This window comes from Peribacillus sp. NPDC076916, from assembly GCF_050269675.1.
GTDB classification, from domain to species: Bacteria; Bacillota; Bacilli; order Bacillales; family DSM-1321; genus Peribacillus; species Peribacillus aracenensis.
The window spans coordinates 798,880-817,174 of record NZ_JBNNIU010000002.1 but is presented as its reverse complement, the minus strand read 5'-3'; the positions used below and the strand labels follow the sequence as shown (position 1 = coordinate 817,174).

The window sequence follows — 18,295 nt, the reverse complement described above, 5'->3', positions numbered from 1 at the left end:
TTCGCCAAAAATGACTCAGATTAATTCATTCCTTTTACCCTTCTTTCACCTCATCCATTGGCAACTGGTCTGCGTTGTACTTCATTTCGCCAGAACTATAATTTTTTCTCATTTTAAACATGAGGAGAAAACCAATAGCCCACCAGCCTGCAAAAATCAGCCATTCATAAGGCCAAATTAAAGCCGCTGGCATACCTGGTAAGTATAAGGCAATAAATCCAATGCTAAGAACCAATGCGATCCAGCCCACGATATTTGATTTTCCAGCACGGAAAGGCCTTGCCATCTCAGGAGCATTTTTTCTCAATTGAACAAATGCAATTGCAACGAATAAATATGCCAATACAATAGCCAGTCCGCCAGCATCCACCAGCCAAACTAACATAGGTCTCCCTAATAATGGACTAATCATGGATAAAGCACCTATAAACAATACAGCATTTGTAGGCGTATTTGTTTTCGGATGTAATTTACCAAACCAAGCTGGAATCATCTTTTTTTCCGCCATTGAATAGAGAACTCGGCTGCCGCCAATGATAAATGCATTCCAGCTCGTCAAAATACCTGCAACACCACCTATTATCAAGATGGTTGCAAAAATGCTCGATCCATAGACTTTGGCCATTGCATCTGCCGTTGGTAATACAGAAGTTGTTATTATATTTTCATCTAAAGATACTCCTACCGCGTATATAATGGCAATATACCAGATAACGGCAAGGCTTACTGAAAATATAAGAATTTTCCCAATTAATTTCGGCTCAACATTCATTTCTTCAGCTGTTTGAGGTATTACATCAAAGCCCACAAACATGAACGGAGTCATGATCAGTACAGTTATGATTCCTACTGTGCCATCCAAAAATAGTGGTTTCGCATCTCCAAAATCACTAGTGAATCCGGCTCCAAAAATTAACATCAAACCAATGAGACCTATTACAATGGTTAAAACCATTTGGAGAATGGCTGCCGATTTCACACCAAAATAATTAATCAGTGTAACTAAAATGGAACCTATTACCCCAACAAGCACCCATGTTAAATACACATCATATCCAGTAATAGAATACATGAATCCTACCTTATAATTAGGAAATACATATTCAATGACAGTTGGCAAAGCAACCGCTTCAAAAGCAACCACAGATATATAACCTAATGCGAGGGCCCATGATGCTACAAATGCAGCTTTTGGACCGACGCCCCTTAATACATAAGATAGAGCACCTCCAGCAGCAGGCATAGCTGAAGCTAATTCTGCATAGGTCAGACCTACAAAAGTGACCAATACCCCACCTATTAAAAATGCTATCATCGCACCAAGTGTACCTGCTGAATCAATCCATGTACCTGATAATACTACCCAACCCCAACCAATCATGGCCCCGAATGCCAAAAATAATATATCTACCTTAGAAAGAACTTTATTTAGACTCTTAGTTTCTTTAATGGTAATCCATCCCTTTCTTGAAAGACTGTAGATCAAAACAAAAACTTGAGAACCTTTTTTAAAGAAATAATGATAGAAATAATAATAAAAAAACATTTGGTTGATATGTAAAGAACTTATGGACATTTCTGCATTATAAAGTGCTGACATTAAGGAATAATTGGTTATGTATCTGAATCCACCAAATTCATCTATATCTGACTATTTTCCCAAATAAAAACATCCTCTCTTACTAAGAATTTGTAATAATATAAATAACAGCAATATCCATGCCAAGAAAAGGATAGTTATTTTATTGGAGTTTAACGCTATTATAAATTTAAAATGATTCATTATTGAATCGTTAACCTAATTTATGATTCATATATTAATTATTAATCCTTTTTGATCCACAATCGAATCAAAATGACAATTTTATTATTTTATTTTAAAATTTCGACACACATTTTGAAAAATAACAGAAAAAAAGATGCCAAAATCCAAATTATTATTTCTTGGCATCTTCCATATAGATTTATTTTCACTCAGAATGATTTTGATTAATGTACAGTCCCGAAAAATATCGATAAGTATATAATGCTCTCTGTAATGTCACAATATGATATGTATTAAACCCTTATAAATTCGTTCTTAACTGCGGGGAAATGGATACTGAATGTAGTTAAACTTTCATTGGAAACACAATTCATATATCCATCATTGCTTTCAATGATTTTTTTACAGACGTATAATCCAATTCCCGTTCCTAACTCTTTCGTTGTGACAAAGGGCTCAAAAATAGATTCGATTAATTCATTGTCAATGGCCGGTCCATTATTTGAAATTCTAATTATTCTTTCATTCGCCTCAATTAAAGAGGTTATCCTCAAAATTCTTGGATGTTCCTTATCCTTTAAGGCGTCAATGGAATTTATAAAAAGATTCAAGAACACTTGTTTTAATCCATCCTTGCTCGCTGTCATGACGAAGTTTGGATAAATATCTATTTCCACATTAACACTTGCATCCACAATATTTGCATAAGTCAGTTCTTGAATTTCTTCAATTAACTTCAACACGGAAATTTCCTCTCTTTGTTCCTCATTAAAATCTGATTTAGAGGTATGGAGGAATTGGGTTATCCTGAAATTCAACTGATTTAACTCATAATCAATGATATCTAAATATTTCAAGCCTGGGTTCTCCCTTTTCAGTAATTTATTGAACCCCATAATAGCTGTAAGAGGGTTTCGGAATTCATGTACAAAGCTTGATGATATCTGACCCAGTACCGCTAATTTATCTTTGTGGTTTTCACTAATATAAGACTTTTTCTCCTCTATCACTTCATTTTTAAGATTCGTATATCTCGTTACTGCATGGTAGCTGAACGTATCAAAGTGCAAGTTGATATCATTAATGAATTTCTGCATATAATTAATTGGGATATTGACCCCAAAAAGATTTCTGATTATGATATTTCTCCCCAAATTGATATTATATAGAAAATCCCCAATGTTGATATTTGCTTCAAGTCGCTCTTTTGCAACCTGGTAAGCCAATTTTATCAGCTTATCTTCAGACAATACATCCTTGAACGTTTGGATGACCAATGAGTACATCCCATAACCATTTTCTTTAATCTTATCTTTGTAGGGGTCAATTTCATTGATCTTAATAGTCTCGTTCCATTCATTTAAAAACACAGATTCTTTTTCTTCCAAATATTGAATCAATACATTTTTATACTTCTTATGTTCAGATGAAAACTCCATACTATTGACCACACATCCCCTTACGGAATTTTAGATACTCTATCAATAACATCATTCTATATGAGATTTTGATTACCTGCACTTCATTATTCATAGTCTTTAAGGTGAAATATAGCTTATATGGAGAAAAGGTATGCTGTTCCGCATATGTTTACTCGCGATACAAAAGAACCGACCAAATCAGGTCGGGAATCTGAGATTTTCATAAAATGGAAACTCATCATTCATGTTTTTAAATATACTAGGAAACTCTTACTTTAGAAATTTGATTCCGTATTTTTTCATTTTTCTATAAAGCGTATTTCGGCCGATATCGAGTTGCTTCGCGGCGTTACTGATATTTCCATTTGTTCGTTCCAACGCATTTCTGATCAGCTGGGTTTCTTGTTCTTGAAAGTTTCTTGGTCCTTGATCGGCATTTGCCCCTTCCTCATGTGTAATGGAAGAAACAGGACAAAGCGCCACAAGCAAGTCCCTTGTAATCGGTCCATTTTCAGCTAGGAATGCAGCCTGTCCCAGTACGTTTTGCAATTCACGGAAATTTCCTGGCCATGAATATTCCAAAATGAACGTTTTAGCTTCGTCAGTTAATTCGGTATTTTCACTCTTATAAGGTAAATCCGCTAAAATGTATTCTGCTAACAGCAATAAATCCTTCCGACTTCTAAGATTTGGAATTTTTAAAGATAATCCACAAAGGCGGAAAAATAGATCTGCACGGAATTCTCCAGCTTCAATTTCTTTTTGTAAGTCTTTGTTTGTGGCGGCAATGACCCTTACATCGATTGGAATGGAAGCATGTCCGCCGACACGCGTCACACATCGTTCTTGAAGCACGCGAAGCAGGCTCGCTTGAGCTTGAAGCGGCATGTCACCGATCTCATCCAAAAAAAGGGTTCCGCCATCCGCAGCTTCGAACTTCCCCTTATGCCCGCCGCTTTTTGCGCCAGTAAAGGCACCCTTTTCATACCCAAATAACTCACTTTCCAATAAATTTTCGGGAATTGCGCTGCAATTGATGGCGATGAATGGCTTATCACTTCTTAAACTAACCCCATGAATGGATTGTGCGAATAGTTCTTTTCCCGTTCCGCTTTCTCCAGTAATTAGCAAGCTGATATCAAGTGCTGCAGCTCTTTTAGCAATGGATATGGTTTGATTCATTTGCGGATCGTTACTTAATATATCTGAAAATTGATAACGGTTAGTTGTTAAACCATCAATCAATTTTTGTTTTTTTAACCGAACGATCACAGATGATTGATTTTCCATATTTTTGCCAAGGGTTTGCACCATAAATTCCTGGTCTTTAATTGAAACCCTCTGTTCCAAAACAAGTGGGTCTGTTCCTGATATTATATTCGATACCGGTTTTTTCAATGTGCCGATAACTTGTGACGCCGCTAAATTGAGATCTGTAACTTTCCCCTCTTTATCAAGGGTAATTAACGGATCAGGGTAAGAATCATATATAAAATAAAGGTTTTTCTCCCTTTTTTGTGTATGGGACAATAAAAGCGCTTGTTTGATGCTATCAGCCACCCTTTGAACTAAGCTTACGGAAAAAGGATGATAATTCTGTTGATGACTGCTTAAGTTCAAAACACCTAGCAGATGCCCATCAGGGTGATAAATGGGCGATGCGGCACAAGTGAGGAAATGGTTATCCTGATGAAAGTGTTGACTGCCATGAATCAATACAGGATTTTTCTCTACAATGGCCGTTCCTATTGCATTTGTTCCTTTTGATTCCTCTAACCAATTGGCCCCTTTCCTAAGGGAAACATTATCTGCATGGCGAATGAAAGCTGGATCCCCAACTGTTTCGATGATATATCCTTCAGGAGCAGCAAGTAATAAAATGGACTCCAAACCATTAATCGAGCGATAAACTTCTTCTAAAATGGGGGAAGAATGATACAGGAGTTCAGCATATCGATCGTGGTATTCGGCCAACTCAAATGCACCAAGCATATCTTCCTTATCCATCATGCTTGGCTGAAGTCCCTTCGAAATGCACCGCTGCCATGATTCTTGAATAAATGCCGGTATGGTTCCTTTATCCGCGCTTATATTAACAGACATTGAATAATCCTCCCGTATGTATAATCGAGTAAATCGGCTACTGTTTTTTATTCAATTTCATAAAGAAACTCTATGTAATTCAAAGTTTCAGGACATTCAGGATTCGTTCATACAGTTTAATTATAACAGAAAATTCAGATACTCACCAAAATGAATACGGCATTACGCGAACTGCTAAACTTTTTTGTTCCATATTGGATCACCATCCTGTTCCAATATGGAACAGGATGACATCTTCCGATATCGCTCTACCATCTTTTAATTGGTTTCATCGTTTTTTTGTTTTGGCATAGGTCTTGCATAATTACATGTCGAGAAATTGATTCCTATTGATAAGGGGGGAAAGAATCAGTAAGTTTTTAAAAATATTCTGACTTGCTGCATGGCAGCCAAAGAGAATTGTATCAAACACATAAGATCATACCTGATCCTTTACTTAGAGGAAAGCCATTGTCCGAACAAATATGTAACGTAAAATCCAAATGAAAAGGGGTATTATACATGGAACAAACTATTAAACTTAATCCACGTGTGCAAGAATTCTTGAAGGGCACTAAAAAGCTTTTGATTAATGGGGAATTGGTGGAAGCTGCTTCAGGAAAAACCTTTGAGACTCTCGATCCTTCTAACGGCAAGGTTTTAGCGGTTGTGAGTGAAGCAGGTCCTGAAGATGTAGATAAAGCAGTCAAAGCAGCCCGTAAGGCATTCGACAACGGTCCTTGGAAAAAAATGAGTGCATCGGAACGCAGCCGCCTCATTTATAAATTAGCGGACCTCATGGAAGAACATAAAGAGGCTTTAGCACAATTGGATACCTTGGATAATGGCAAGCCAATTGGTGAAACCACTAATGCTGATGTCCCCCTTGCAATCGATCACTTCCGTTATTATGCTGGGTGGGCAACTAAGATAGTAGGACAAACAATACCTGTTGCTGGGAATTACTTCAATTATACCCGTCATGAAGCAGTTGGAGTGGTAGGACAAATCATCCCTTGGAATTTCCCTCTCCTTATGGCTGCATGGAAATTAGGCGCAGCCCTTGCAACCGGATGTACGATCGTTTTAAAACCAGCGGAGCAAACGCCGCTTTCAGCATTATATTTAGGTCAATTAGCGCTTGAAGCAGGTTTTCCTCCGGGCGTCCTCAATGTCATCCCTGGATTTGGGGAAACAGCAGGGTCACCGCTTGTTGACCATCCAGATGTCGATAAAATTGCCTTTACCGGTTCAACCTCAGTAGGGAAAATGATCATGCGCCAAGCTTCGGGAACTGTGAAAAAAATCTCGTTGGAGTTAGGCGGGAAATCGCCTAATATCATTCTACCAGATGCAGATATGGGTAAAGCCATTCCTGGAGCTTTAATGGGCATCATGTTTAATCAAGGACAAGTTTGCTGTGCCGGTTCCCGCCTGTACATTCAAAAGAAATCCTATGACAACGTGGTAGCCGACTTAGTGTCTCATGCAAAAAACATTAAACAAGGGGCCGGTCTTGATCCTTCTACACAGATAGGGCCATTGGTTTCCAGTGAACAATTGGAACGAGTGGGCAGTTATATTGAAAAAGGAAAGTCTGAAGGAGCTGAAGTGGTTACCGGGGGCAATTATGGGCAAGGAGAGGGCTATTTTGTAACACCTACGATATTTGCAGGCGTTGAAGATGAAATGACGATCGCTAAAGAAGAAATCTTCGGCCCTGTTGTAGCTGCAATGCCTTTTGATGATTTGGATGATGTGATAAGCCGTGCAAATAACTCAGAATATGGATTGGCTGCAGGTTTATGGACACAAGACGTAAAAAAAGCCCATTATGTGGCCAATGAATTAAAAGCTGGTACAGTTTGGGTAAACTGCTATAACGCCTTTGATGCCGCTTCTCCATTTGGCGGTTATAAACAAAGTGGAATTGGTCGGGAAATGGGCAGTTATGCTTTGGAGAATTATACGGAAGTCAAAAGTGTATGGATTAACTTAAACTAAATAAAAGAGTGAACGCTCCATATGATCATTCGGCTCAGATATCATGATTGAAATGCAGGTTATCTTTTCCTTTATTATTTGCAAAAGGCTGTACCAAAGTGTGGACTTCGGTACAGCCTTTATCTTGTTATTTAACTTATATCATTCAGGCAAAGAGAAAAAGAAGAGACTTTTCATTTTTGAAAAGTCTCTTTGTACCCATTATCCATTACGTTCGATTTGCATTTTTTCTCTGTTTGCTTTTTCTTTTTCAATAGTTTTCTGTCTTGAAGTCCCGGCTACCAGGATTCCAATCACCACTATCGCTTCAAATCCATATTTAATGAAGGGATTTGCAAAGTAGTCGAGCATGAAAGGTTCAGCTACAATCATTTTAGCAGCTGTCCAGCCTAGTATTCCCGCACCAATTATAATGATGAATGGGAAACGTTCTATCAGTTTGAGGATTAAAGTGCTTCCATACATCACTACTGGGATGGAAACAAGTAGACCGATCACCACTAAAGTGAAGTTACCATGTGATGCACCTGCAACTGCCAAGACATTATCCAATCCCATCAAAGCATCTGCAATAATGATCGTTTTTATGGCAGCCCACATCGAGTCTGCAGGCTTCACATCATGTTCTTCTTCATCAATTAGAAGTTTATAAGCGATCCATACAAGAAGTAATCCGCCTATTAAATGCAGTCCAGGCACCTCTAAGAGTACGACAACCAGCAGCGTTGCAATGATCCTTATCACTATTGCCCCGACCGCTCCCCAAATTATCACCTTTTTTTGCTGATCTTTTGGAAGCTTTCTTGCAGCCAATCCAATAAGGATCGCATTATCACCGGCTAGAACCAAATCTATCATAATGATCGCTAAAAGTCCTGAAATGAATTCACCTGATAAAAAATCCAACACCATTTCCTCCTTTATACAAAAATAAAGAGACCTCTGCCATAAATGGCAAAGGTCTCGCTAAGCACTAAATGAATTAGGCCAATAAAGCCGGTGGGATCCCCACGTAATGACGACTTTATTTCAGGTTATCCCTGACGCTACTCCCCTTCACGGGAATAAAAAATATGTAACTCTTTTACTATCTTTCCATTAGGAAACTACCAAGAAAAAATATCACTAATTCAGTATACCAAAAATACAAATAAAATAAAGAAAAAAATAGAGATAGGCAGGAGATACTTAACTAGTTCATATCCTTTCAAGGGATAATTTCAGTCAATCATCCCTTCTAGATATTGGCATATTTCGTTTCCTAGGTTGGGGATATGGCTCAAATCCTTCCCCCATAAATATTGATTACTTAAGGTGGCCTCTATCAATTGTCTAAGTGGGATTTCTTGCTTATCATAACGAAGCCATTGTTCCTTGAAAAATTCAATGGTCTTTATATCATCTTTAACGACATAAGCTTTACCCGCAAAGCTTTTACCAATATAACGCCCCTTCACTTCGTGAACCTTATAAAATCGGATCAAGCCTGAAAAACCCCGTACGATACAGTGAGGAAGACCGCCTTGCGTCTTATGATATTCTTCTAAGGTAGGCAGGAGACGGACCTTGAACTTCGAAATGCTATTCAGCGAAATATCGGCCAGGAGGTGTTGTACAAAAGGATTCTTAAATCGCTCAAGAACACTTTCCCCATATAACAACATTTCGTTTTGATCAAAAGGTAATGAAGGAATTATTTCCTTTTCGATGGCATTGCTCAGAAATTGATTGAATTCTGGATGATCGATTGCCTGTTTTACTTCTTCCATTCCAGATAAAATGCCTAAAGGAGCCATCAAGGTATGAGAACCATTAAGAATCCGTACCTTCCTCATTTGATAAGGTGTTAAATCTTTTACCCAACGCACATTTAAGCCTGCTTGTTGTAAAGGAAGACGTTGATCAATACAAGGGTCACCTTCTATAGCCCATAAATGGTATGGTTCTGCCGTATTTAGCAGCGTATCCTTATATCCCCATTCCGTAAATAGTTTTTCCGACTCATTGGCTGGGAACCCTGTAACGATACGGTCTACAAGCGAGTTTAGGAATAGGTTGTCCCGGTCCACCCACTCCATGAATGGCTTTGGTAAATCCCAATCCCTGCTATGCTTAAGAACGCATTGCTTCAATGAATCACCATTTCTCTCTAAAAGTTCACATGGCAGCATGATCAGTCCTTTTTTCGCATCTCCGTTGAAATGGAAATAACGATGATGCAAAAAAGCAGTCAGTTTTCCTGGAAAAGATTCCATTGGCTTTCCTTCTTCCAAAGGAATCGGCTGGTATTTGAGCCCTGCTTCAGTCGTGTTGGAAACTACAAATTCCAATTCAGGATTTTCTGATAATGCTAAGAATCCCTCCCATTCTTCATATGGATCAATTACCTTCGAAAAAACGGAAATGATCTCTGTTCGCTCCACTTTCTCCCCTTGGTGAAAACCACGTAACATTAATGTATACAGTCCATCTTGCCGCTTCACCTCCTCTATTTTCCTTTTTCCGGCGAGGCGAGGCTGGGTAACTGCAATACTTCCCATGAAATGACCTTGTTTATTACATTCATGAATCATCCAATCAAAGAAGCCTCGAAGAAAATTCCCCTCCCCAATCTGCAATACTTTGATGGGAAAATCCATCATATGTGAATATTGGACAGCTTTTGTCTCTTTACTCAGACCGTTTAGTTGACCTTTCTTTATTTTCATGATCAAAGAACCCCTTTTCTCATTGAAATATACAATTCAGAGTGCGTTTTAAGAGGTCGCCCTTACGAAGCATACCTAATGCTTATATTTCGACAATAGCCTTGATCACTTTAGCTTCAGGAGTTAACCACCCTTCAAACTGATTGATCATTTCATCCAAATGTGTGCGGTGTGTAATATACTGGCCCATATCCAGCTTGTCATTCTTCAGCGTATTCACAATATAATCAAAGTCATCCCTTGTTGCATTGCGGCTTCCCATTAATGTAAGCTCTTTACTGTGGAATTCAGGATCATTAAAGGTAATATCCGCTTTAACTAAACCAACATAAATCAGCCTTCCGCCGTGAGCAGGATATTTGAATGCATCCATCATTGACTTAGCATTACCTGTCGCATCAAATACCACGCTTGGCATATCTCCATTCGTCAATTGGGCTAATTTCTCCATTGGATTCTCCAAAACGTTCAAAGTATAATCGACATTTGCCCATTTGCCAGCAAACGCAAGGCGTTCATCATTTACATCCATTGCGATCACCCTCGCACCCTGTTCTTTAGCGAATGCCATGACTCCCAAGCCAATTGGACCGGCACCAATTACCAGTGCAAATTCCCCTTTATGAATAGCGGCGCGCCTAACTGCGTGTGCCCCTATACTTAAAGGCTCTATCATTGCGGATTGGTCAAGTGTAAGACCTTCCGTTCTCACCAAATGATTATAAGGCACCGTCATCCACTCACTCATTCCGCCTTCAGCATGTACACCCAAAACTTTCATATCCGTACAGCAGTTCGTTTTTCCACTCCTGCAAGCCAGGCATTTTCCACATTCCATATAGGGAATGATCGATACTTGATCCCCGACATTCAACCCTGATTCATTCTCCGATATGGATTCAATATAACCGGATAATTCATGTCCAAGTATTCGAGGATAGCTAAAAAAGGGTTGATTACCACCATAGGCATGAATATCCGTACCGCATATTCCTATGCGGCGCACACGAATCAAAGCTTCTCCTGAGTTTGGAACCGGTTTTTCCGACTCGATCATCTTAAATTCAAAAGGTCGTTCACAAACAATACTTTTCACTGAATAACACTCCTTTTTAATAACTTAATAGATATGTATCACCTGTTAGAGAATGACGCCTTCTTTAAAAATGCTTATCTCCCTAAAACCGAATTTTTCATTATTCGTTTTCTTTTTACCAGATGAAAGTTCAAGAATGTATTGGAATAAATCGTCCTTCAATTCCTCGATCTTTCGACCTTCAATTAACTGCCCTGCATTATAATCAATCCAGTGTTTTTTACGATTGGCTAAATCTGAATTCGTTGCTATTTTCACAGTTGGCACCGGTCCGCCAAATGGTGTACCCCTTCCCGTTGTGAACAGGACGATATGTGCTCCCGCTGCTGCCAAAGCCGTCACCGAAATCAGGTCATTTCCAGGAGAATTGATTAAATTCAAACCATGCTTCACTACCCGTTCACCATATGGGCTAACATCCACTACAGTGGCATGGCCGCCTTTTTGCGTGCACCCAAGTGATTTTTCCTCCAGCGTACTTATGCCGCCTTCCTTGTTTCCAGGTGAAGGGTTTTCATAAATTTCCTGATCATGGCGAATGAAATACTGTTTGAAATCATTAATAAGCCCAACGATTTTATTAAAGGTTTCTTCATCTTTTGCCCTGTTCATCAATATCGTTTCCGCTCCAAACATCTCAGGAACCTCTGTCAATATCGTGATCCCTCCATTTTCTACAATAAGGTCGGAAACAGCACCAACCAATGGATTAGCGGTAATGCCTGAAAAACCGTCGGACCCCCCGCATTTCAAGCCTATTTTCAACTTTGAAAGCGGTACTGGCTTGCGTACGAACCCTTCGGCATATTCCACTAATTCTCCCATTAAACGCAAGCCGCTCTCCAATTCATCTTGAACCTCCTGGGCTTTTAAAAATTTAATGCGACCGGGAGGAAATTCACCAATGACATCTTTAAATGCTTCGATTTGATTGTTCTCACATCCTAATCCTACAACTAAAACCCCTGCTGCATTTGGATGTTGAGCCAAGGCAGCTAAAAGTTTCTGTGTATGTGTCAAATCATCACCCAATTGAGAACAGCCGTATGGGTGGGAAAAGTGATGAATCCCATCGATTTGCCGATCTTTAAACTGCTCATTTCCCATTTTAGCGAGAACTTCACATGTTTTATTGATGCAACCAACCGTGTTGATGATCCAGATTTCATTCCGGATACCCACTTCCCCATTTTCACGGATATATCCTTCGAAGGTATGACTTTGACTTAGCTCTTTGGTTTTTTGACTGCTAGGTTGATAAGAATAATCCAATATACCATGCAAACCGGATGCTAGATTATGGGTATGAACCCAATCGCCGATGGAAATATCTTCTTTTGCTTTTCCGATCGAGTAGCCGAATTTGATTACATCTTCCCCTCGGTTTACCGGTTTCACTAACATTTTATGCCCTTTGGGAATGTCATCACTTGCCTTTACATTGATCATTCCCCTGTCCTCCGTTTGAATTTGGAGGCTCTGTCCTTTATGAATTTTCTCCAAGGAAATAACAACATCATCATTTGAATGCAATTGAACAAATTTATTCATTTTGTCCCCTCCTTATCATGAGTGAAGACGTTCAAAACCAAACGTCAATCCATTCAGAAAGCCCTTTCATTTTTCGCGTGAACTTTTTAAATTTTTAAATCTATTTTAATTTTACCATCAATTTTTGAAATATAAATTGCGTATTTTGCTATAAATATACTCATTCTTGTTGTATTATACTTTCAGGAGATGAACGAAATGAAAAAAATTCATAATGCATTAAATCATGATTTACTCTTCCCATTTTCTTTTGTCTATCAAGATACGAAAAGTCCCCAGAATGAATTGTCCGATCATATGCATGACTACTATGAAATTGTTTATGTTTATAATGGTAAGGGGACCTTTTTTATCGGTGATGTGTTTTATGATATGCAGCAAGGGGATGTATTCCTGATCCCTAATAATACGATTCATAGGGCTTTACCCAATAAGGACGATCCCGTTACCTCCACCATTATCTTTTTCAGTCCCACATTGATATATAAAGATATGGTTGATGATTCTTTTTCATATTTACATTTGTTTGACCTGACAAAAAAGAGTAAGAATTATAAAATATCATTGCCGCAAAAGAAACAAGATAAGATGGAGGAACAGCTACAACTCATCCTGCAAGAAACATCTAGCGAATCAATTGGCTCGAGGCATGCTTGTTTGCTGACCGTTCATCAAATCATACTCGATTTATACCGCACTCGGATAAATGGCAAAGAAGATTTACCAGAGGGCAATAGCTATAGTTCAGAATGGATCAAAGATATTTTAATCTATATCAATGAACATATCGATGAAGCATTGACTTTGACGACTCTTGCACAAAAAGCTTTGGTCAGTCCCGCTCATTTCAGCAGAGTTTTTAAGGAAACGACTGGAATTGGCTTAATAGTATATTTAAATACGAAAAGAATCATCAAGGCAAAAGAACTTTTACTGGAAACGAATCACACCATTGCCCATATTGCTGAAATGTGTGGTTTTGTAAGCATGCCCCAATTTTTTCGTAGCTTTAAAAAATACAATGAAAAGACGCCAGCAACATTTCGAAAAGAAAATCGGATGCGCTAAGCATGCCTAATAAATATGAAAAATATTAATTCTTTAAAAATGGAAGTGTCATCCCTTGATATTTCCTTTGGGAGACACTTCCATTCTGATAATCTATTAAACAGGCTTTACTATCGGTCTTACAAAACGGATGACTGCAAGCGATGCAACGATGGCCAATCCACCTGCAAGCAAGAATGCAACTGTGTATGTGCCTGAGGTATCGACAATATATCCTGTTAACGTCGGTCCGATGATACCTGCTGTATTTGCCAAGAAATGCATAAAACCTCCAACAGATCCAACATTACCAGGATCGACAACATCGTTGACGATTGCCCAGTAAATGGCCCCAGTCAAATAAAGGAAGAAGACGGAAAGTGCGACTAGCGTAACTGCACTGACCGTTGTGGATACCAGTCCGGCAAAACCGATACATACCGCCGATAAGAACAAACATGTTACAAGAACGAGCTTACGTGAGAATAAAACACCTTTTTGAGCGAATTTTTTAAAGAAGAAATCCGACACGAAACCACCCAAAGCAAGTCCGATGAATCCAAAAATCCAAGGAATCACAGTGATGATGCTCATATTTTCTACACTTAGGCCGCGTGCATCCACCAAATAGCTTGGGAACCAAGTTAAGAAAAAGAAGAGAATATAGTTGTAAGAAAAAAAGGCGAGAGCAGTAAATAAAACCGTTTTTTGTTTTAAATAAAAGGTGAATTTCAACTTCCCTTCCGATGTTGCCGCCACATATGATTTCCCCGTATGTTTCTGTTCTTTTGAATCTTCTGGTTTTTCTTTAACGAATTTCCACCAGCAAATCGCCCATATAAGACCAATCACCATTATGGCAATGAAAGAAACTCTCCATCCATATGAGATGGCAATAAATCCAACAATCGGACCTGCTATGGCGCCACCAAGCGGGGTACCGCTATTCGTCAAACCAACGACAGATGCCCGTTGATTCGCTGGGAACCAGTTATTCACCATCTTATTGATGGTTGCCGAAAGAGGGCCTTCGCCCATTCCAAACAAGATGCGAATGACGATTATACTGGCAAAACCGACAGCCAGTACAAGAGCACCACTGAATAAAGACCAAACGATCATCGCCACGAAAAGCGTAAGCTTTGCACCCCATCTATCGGACGCCATTCCACCAAGGAAATTAAATATGGCATAACCAACTGAAAAGCTACTAAAAATAATCCCCATCTGTGTCGCTGTTAAGGATAAATCATCTTGGATGAACGGAGCTGCAATGGATAGTGCAGATCGGTCCAGATAATTTATCACCCCTGCCAAGAACAAGAAAACAATAACCATTCCTCTACCATTTGAAAACATAAAGTACCCCCCTATACGTTTCTATAAATGCAGCAGCATTTTTGGAAACGTTTCCATTTAATAACCAAGAGTAAAGCCTATATGACCTTTAACTAAATCGGTTTAGAATCCCCGTATAAAAAACGTTTCTTTTTCACTAGGAATTCTTACAAACGGTTCTAGCAAGAATTCCTTGAAAGCAATGTCGGTTTCAAGCGATGTACGCTTGTATCCTCTTTTCCTGTTTTATTGATTTGACTAAGCAGTAACTCTGCTGCCAAGTTGGCCATTTGAATGGCAGGCTGATTAACCGTAGTGATGGTCGGTGTATAGAAACTGGCATAGGGTACATCATCGATCCCTATGACCGCCATGTCATCAGGTATTTTTATTTCGTGCTGTTTCATATAACGCAACACTTCATTAAGTACGATATCATTTCCTGCCAATATGGCTTGAGGCGGCTTTTCCAATTCAAAAAATTCTGAAAGTGCAACCGGAATTTCATCTGCGTTCACTGTTTTAATATAGTCTGAATTGAATGGAATCCCATGTGACGCGAGGGAATCCTTGTACCCTTGGATCCGTTCGATACGAGGACTGATATCGCGTATGATTGAAGTGGTTATGATTGCAATGGTTTCATAACCCTTTTCAATAAACCTGTCGATCGCTAACTTGGAAGCAAGATGATTATCGAGCATGACAGTTGCAATATCCAATTCTTCGATCGTCCTATCCATGAAAACAATCGGGAAATGATCACTCTTCATACGTTGATATAAATCCAGATTGTCCCCTGTGGGGAAAATGATGATCCCATCCACTTGTTTAGCTCTTAGCATTTCAATATAATTCTTTTCCTTTTCAGGATTGTCATCTGCATTGCATACGATAATATGGAACCCTTGTTCATAAAAGTAGTTTTCAATAGCTCTAATAACTTGCGTTGAAAACGTATGAAGGATATTGGCAACCACTACCCCGACGGTAAAAGTGGATTTTTGTTTTAAACTGCGTGCTATTATATTAGGCTGATAGTTTAACTCTTCTATTGTTGCTTCAATCTTTTTCCTGGTTTTTTCACTCATATATTCGTAACGTTTGTTAAGGTATTGGGAAACTGTGCTTTTTGATACTTTAGCGTGATTGGCGACATCAGTAATTGTAATGGTTTTCATTTCATTCATTCCTGTCGTATGGTTTCAAATCTCTAATACCAAAATGGCTTAGATATATAAGGAATATTCTATTATAATTAGGAACGCTTTACAATCACCTTCTGATGCAGTAAAAAAGTCAATTTCCCATACCGTGGAACTAATTTAATCACGGTCACTTGTTTGCCTTTTTATTGGACCTGCATTCAGACACCTGAGTATGCCATGAAGCCGCCATCAACTGGTACCGTAATTCCTGTGACAAAGCCCGAATAGGATTCATCAACGAGCCAAAGCAATGTACCAAGTAAATCTTCGGGCTGCCCAAAGCGCTTCATGGGTGTTGATGTAATGATTTTATTAGATCTTGCCGTCAGGCTGCCATCTACATTAAGCAGAAGATCCCGATTTTGCTTCGTCAAAAAGAATCCTGGAGCAATGGCATTCACCCGTAAACCTTCCTCGGCAAAATGAACAGCCATCCACATCGTAAAATTATTTATCGATGCTTTGGCAGCACTATATGCTGGTACTTTAGTCATTGGAGCGTAGGCGCTCATGGATGATACATTTACGATAACAGGTGCTTCCACTTGCAATAACTCTTTCCCAAAAACCTGACTCGCCAAAAATGTACCGGTGAAATTACTGGCAAAAACCTGGGAGAAACCATTTTCATCCAAATCAAAGAAGGATTTTCCTTCTGCTTCTTCCCCATATTTCTCTGGAGCGGTAATGGCATCAGGATGATTGCCTCCCGCTCCATTTATTAATAGATCCACTCTTCCGAACGATTCTATTATTTTCCCTTTTGCATTTTCCAATGAGGCCCTATCCAAAACGTCTGCCGCGATGGATATCGCAGTCCCCCCAGTTTGTTCAATGAGTTCGACCACTTCTTGCCCTTTTTCCGCCGTTCTGTTCAATATAGCTATCTTGACACCATGGCGGGCCAATTCCACCGCCATTTTGGAACATAAAACACCGCTGCCTCCAGTGATCACTGCCACCCTGTTGGATAAGTTTTCATGAATGGGAATCATGATTTTTCACCTAATTTAGTAGCTTCATATGCATCCCATAATCCGAGCAAATACATGATTCCCAATGCTCGGTCATATAAACCGTAACCTGGGCGGCAAACTTCACCCCATATATGGCGGCCATGATCCGGTCTGACATAACCAGTATAATTTTGCTTATTCAATTCTTCCACAACGCCCTGTATATTGATCGATCCATCCTGAGTATGATGGGATGTTTCCACAAAGTCACCGTTTTCATAGATCTTCACATTGCGTATATGGGAGAAAGGGGAACGGTTAGCATACTTTTTAGCCACCTGGACCATATCATTTTCAGGGTTTGCCCCCATCGATCCTGTACACAAGGTAAACGCATTCGCTGGTGAATCTGAAATCGAAATCAGTTTTTCATAGCTCGACTCTCCGGTGATGATTCTTGGCAGGCCAAAAATGGACCATGGCGGATCATCCGGGTGTATTGCCATTTTTATACCGCAAGCCTCGGCAACAGGTAATATTTCTTTTAGGAATATTTCAAGATTCGCCCATAGCTGCTCTTCGTCCACAGTTTTGTAAGATTCGAACAATTCAGAAATTCGATCCATCTTTTCTGGTTCCCAACCGGGTAAAGTTAAATCTGAAGCTTCCGTTACAGTACGTATTAAATCTTGCGGATCTAACGTATCCACTTTCGCCTTTTCATAAAACAGGGCAGTTGAGCCATCTTCCAAAGGATGGAACATTTCCGTCCGAGTCCAATCAAAGATCGGCATGAAGTTATAACAAATGACTTTCACTCCAGCTTCCGAAAGATTCCGGATCGTCTCTTTGTATTTCTCTATATAAATCATGCGGTATTCGTTACCCAATTTAATCGATTCATGGACATTTACACTTTCTACGACATCTGTGTGAAAACCAAATGATTGGATAAACTCAATTTCTGCTTGGATTTCTTCCTTTTCCCAAACCTCACCAACAGGTTTTTGGTGAAGTGCCCAAACAATCCCTTTCACTCCAGGAATTTGTTTAATGTGCTCCAACGTAACCGTATCATTGTCTTTCCCGTACCATCTAAATGTAATGTTCATCATGCAC

13 protein-coding genes are annotated in these 18,295 nt (G+C 39.3%); 2 read left to right on the top strand and 11 right to left on the bottom strand.

The genetic code is table 11. From position 1 onward, the window contains the following. Window positions 1-34: 34 nt before the first annotated feature. The 3 genes from ACQKFG_RS08880 to ACQKFG_RS08870 all read right to left on the bottom strand — a co-directional run bounded on the left by ACQKFG_RS08880 (window position 35) and on the right by ACQKFG_RS08870 (window position 5,289). Entirely contained in the window at window positions 35-1,546 is a 1,512-nt protein-coding gene (locus tag ACQKFG_RS08880) for an APC family permease (RefSeq protein WP_427557986.1), read from the bottom strand. 512 nt (window positions 1,547-2,058) lie between these two features. Continuing rightward, on the bottom strand, window positions 2,059-3,204 hold the full coding sequence (locus ACQKFG_RS08875) for a histidine kinase N-terminal domain-containing protein (protein WP_427557983.1): 1,146 nt from the start codon (window positions 3,202-3,204) through the stop codon (window positions 2,059-2,061). Between the two features lie 252 nt (window positions 3,205-3,456). Then, on the bottom strand, window positions 3,457-5,289 hold the full coding sequence (locus tag ACQKFG_RS08870) for a sigma-54-dependent Fis family transcriptional regulator (RefSeq protein ID WP_427557980.1): 1,833 nt from the start codon (window positions 5,287-5,289) through the stop codon (window positions 3,457-3,459). Window positions 5,290-5,790: 501 nt separating this feature from the next. Between ACQKFG_RS08870 and ACQKFG_RS08865 the strand changes: the two genes are divergently transcribed. Then, window positions 5,791-7,272 (top strand): aldehyde dehydrogenase family protein, encoded by a 1,482-nt coding sequence (locus tag ACQKFG_RS08865; protein WP_427557977.1) that lies wholly within the window; start codon window positions 5,791-5,793, stop codon window positions 7,270-7,272. Between the two features lie 201 nt (window positions 7,273-7,473). On the opposite strand, the gene ACQKFG_RS08860 is transcribed toward ACQKFG_RS08865, so the two are convergent. The 4 genes from ACQKFG_RS08860 to ACQKFG_RS08845 form a co-directional block, all read right to left on the bottom strand. After that, complete coding sequence (locus ACQKFG_RS08860; RefSeq protein WP_192204992.1) at window positions 7,474-8,178, bottom strand: TerC family protein; 705 nt, start codon at window positions 8,176-8,178, stop codon at window positions 7,474-7,476. A gap of 314 nt (window positions 8,179-8,492) precedes the next feature. Further along, window positions 8,493-9,980, bottom strand: a complete 1,488-nt coding sequence (locus tag ACQKFG_RS08855) for a tagaturonate reductase (RefSeq protein WP_427557974.1) — start codon at window positions 9,978-9,980, stop codon at window positions 8,493-8,495. Window positions 9,981-10,062: 82 nt separating this feature from the next. Further along, window positions 10,063-11,076: a zinc-binding alcohol dehydrogenase family protein gene (locus ACQKFG_RS08850; protein ID WP_427557971.1), complete on the bottom strand. Its 1,014-nt coding sequence runs from the start codon at window positions 11,074-11,076 to the stop codon at window positions 10,063-10,065. Window positions 11,077-11,121: 45 nt separating this feature from the next. After that, window positions 11,122-12,627, bottom strand: a complete 1,506-nt coding sequence (locus ACQKFG_RS08845) for a UxaA family hydrolase (RefSeq protein WP_427557968.1) — start codon at window positions 12,625-12,627, stop codon at window positions 11,122-11,124. A gap of 198 nt (window positions 12,628-12,825) precedes the next feature. On the opposite strand from ACQKFG_RS08845, the gene ACQKFG_RS08840 reads away from it, so the two are divergent. Beyond that, the gene (locus tag ACQKFG_RS08840) at window positions 12,826-13,695 is read left to right on the top strand and encodes a helix-turn-helix domain-containing protein (RefSeq protein WP_427557965.1); all 870 of its coding nucleotides are present in this window, start codon (window positions 12,826-12,828) and stop codon (window positions 13,693-13,695) included. A gap of 96 nt (window positions 13,696-13,791) precedes the next feature. On the opposite strand, the gene ACQKFG_RS08835 is transcribed toward ACQKFG_RS08840, so the two are convergent. The 4 genes from ACQKFG_RS08835 to uxuA all read right to left on the bottom strand — a co-directional run bounded on the left by ACQKFG_RS08835 (window position 13,792) and on the right by uxuA (window position 18,288). Beyond that, window positions 13,792-15,033 carry an MFS transporter gene (locus ACQKFG_RS08835; protein ID WP_192204997.1) on the bottom strand — a complete coding sequence of 414 codons (1,242 nt, stop codon included), beginning with the start codon at window positions 15,031-15,033 and terminating at the stop codon, window positions 13,792-13,794. 158 nt (window positions 15,034-15,191) lie between these two features. Then, complete coding sequence (locus ACQKFG_RS08830; RefSeq protein ID WP_349728316.1) at window positions 15,192-16,193, bottom strand: LacI family DNA-binding transcriptional regulator; 1,002 nt, start codon at window positions 16,191-16,193, stop codon at window positions 15,192-15,194. Between the two features lie 185 nt (window positions 16,194-16,378). Continuing rightward, complete coding sequence (locus ACQKFG_RS08825; RefSeq protein WP_427557961.1) at window positions 16,379-17,215, bottom strand: SDR family oxidoreductase; 837 nt, start codon at window positions 17,213-17,215, stop codon at window positions 16,379-16,381. Then, entirely contained in the window at window positions 17,212-18,288 is a 1,077-nt protein-coding gene (gene uxuA / locus ACQKFG_RS08820; RefSeq protein ID WP_427557959.1) for a mannonate dehydratase, read from the bottom strand. Before uxuA ends, ACQKFG_RS08825 begins: the two co-directional genes overlap by 4 nt. Window positions 18,289-18,295 lie beyond the last annotated feature (7 nt).

What these genes read in the sequence shown, in the direction of transcription:
- ACQKFG_RS08880 (WP_427557986.1), bottom strand. Translation starts at nt 1,546, where the DNA reads ATGTTTTTTTATTATTATTTCTATCATTATTTCTTTAAAAAAGGTTCT.
- ACQKFG_RS08875 (WP_427557983.1), bottom strand. Translation starts at nt 3,204, where the DNA reads ATGGAGTTTTCATCTGAACATAAGAAGTATAAAAATGTATTGATTCAA.
- ACQKFG_RS08870 (WP_427557980.1), bottom strand. Translation starts at nt 5,289, where the DNA reads ATGTCTGTTAATATAAGCGCGGATAAAGGAACCATACCGGCATTTATT.
- ACQKFG_RS08865 (WP_427557977.1), top strand. Translation starts at nt 5,791, where the DNA reads ATGGAACAAACTATTAAACTTAATCCACGTGTGCAAGAATTCTTGAAG.
- ACQKFG_RS08855 (WP_427557974.1), bottom strand. Translation starts at nt 9,980, where the DNA reads ATGAAAATAAAGAAAGGTCAACTAAACGGTCTGAGTAAAGAGACAAAA.
- ACQKFG_RS08845 (WP_427557968.1), bottom strand. Translation starts at nt 12,627, where the DNA reads ATGAATAAATTTGTTCAATTGCATTCAAATGATGATGTTGTTATTTCC.
- ACQKFG_RS08840 (WP_427557965.1), top strand. Translation starts at nt 12,826, where the DNA reads ATGAAAAAAATTCATAATGCATTAAATCATGATTTACTCTTCCCATTT.
- ACQKFG_RS08835 (WP_192204997.1), bottom strand. Translation starts at nt 15,033, where the DNA reads ATGTTTTCAAATGGTAGAGGAATGGTTATTGTTTTCTTGTTCTTGGCA.
- ACQKFG_RS08830 (WP_349728316.1), bottom strand. Translation starts at nt 16,193, where the DNA reads ATGAAAACCATTACAATTACTGATGTCGCCAATCACGCTAAAGTATCA.
- ACQKFG_RS08825 (WP_427557961.1), bottom strand. Translation starts at nt 17,215, where the DNA reads ATGATTCCCATTCATGAAAACTTATCCAACAGGGTGGCAGTGATCACT.
- uxuA (WP_427557959.1), bottom strand. Translation starts at nt 18,288, where the DNA reads ATGAACATTACATTTAGATGGTACGGGAAAGACAATGATACGGTTACG.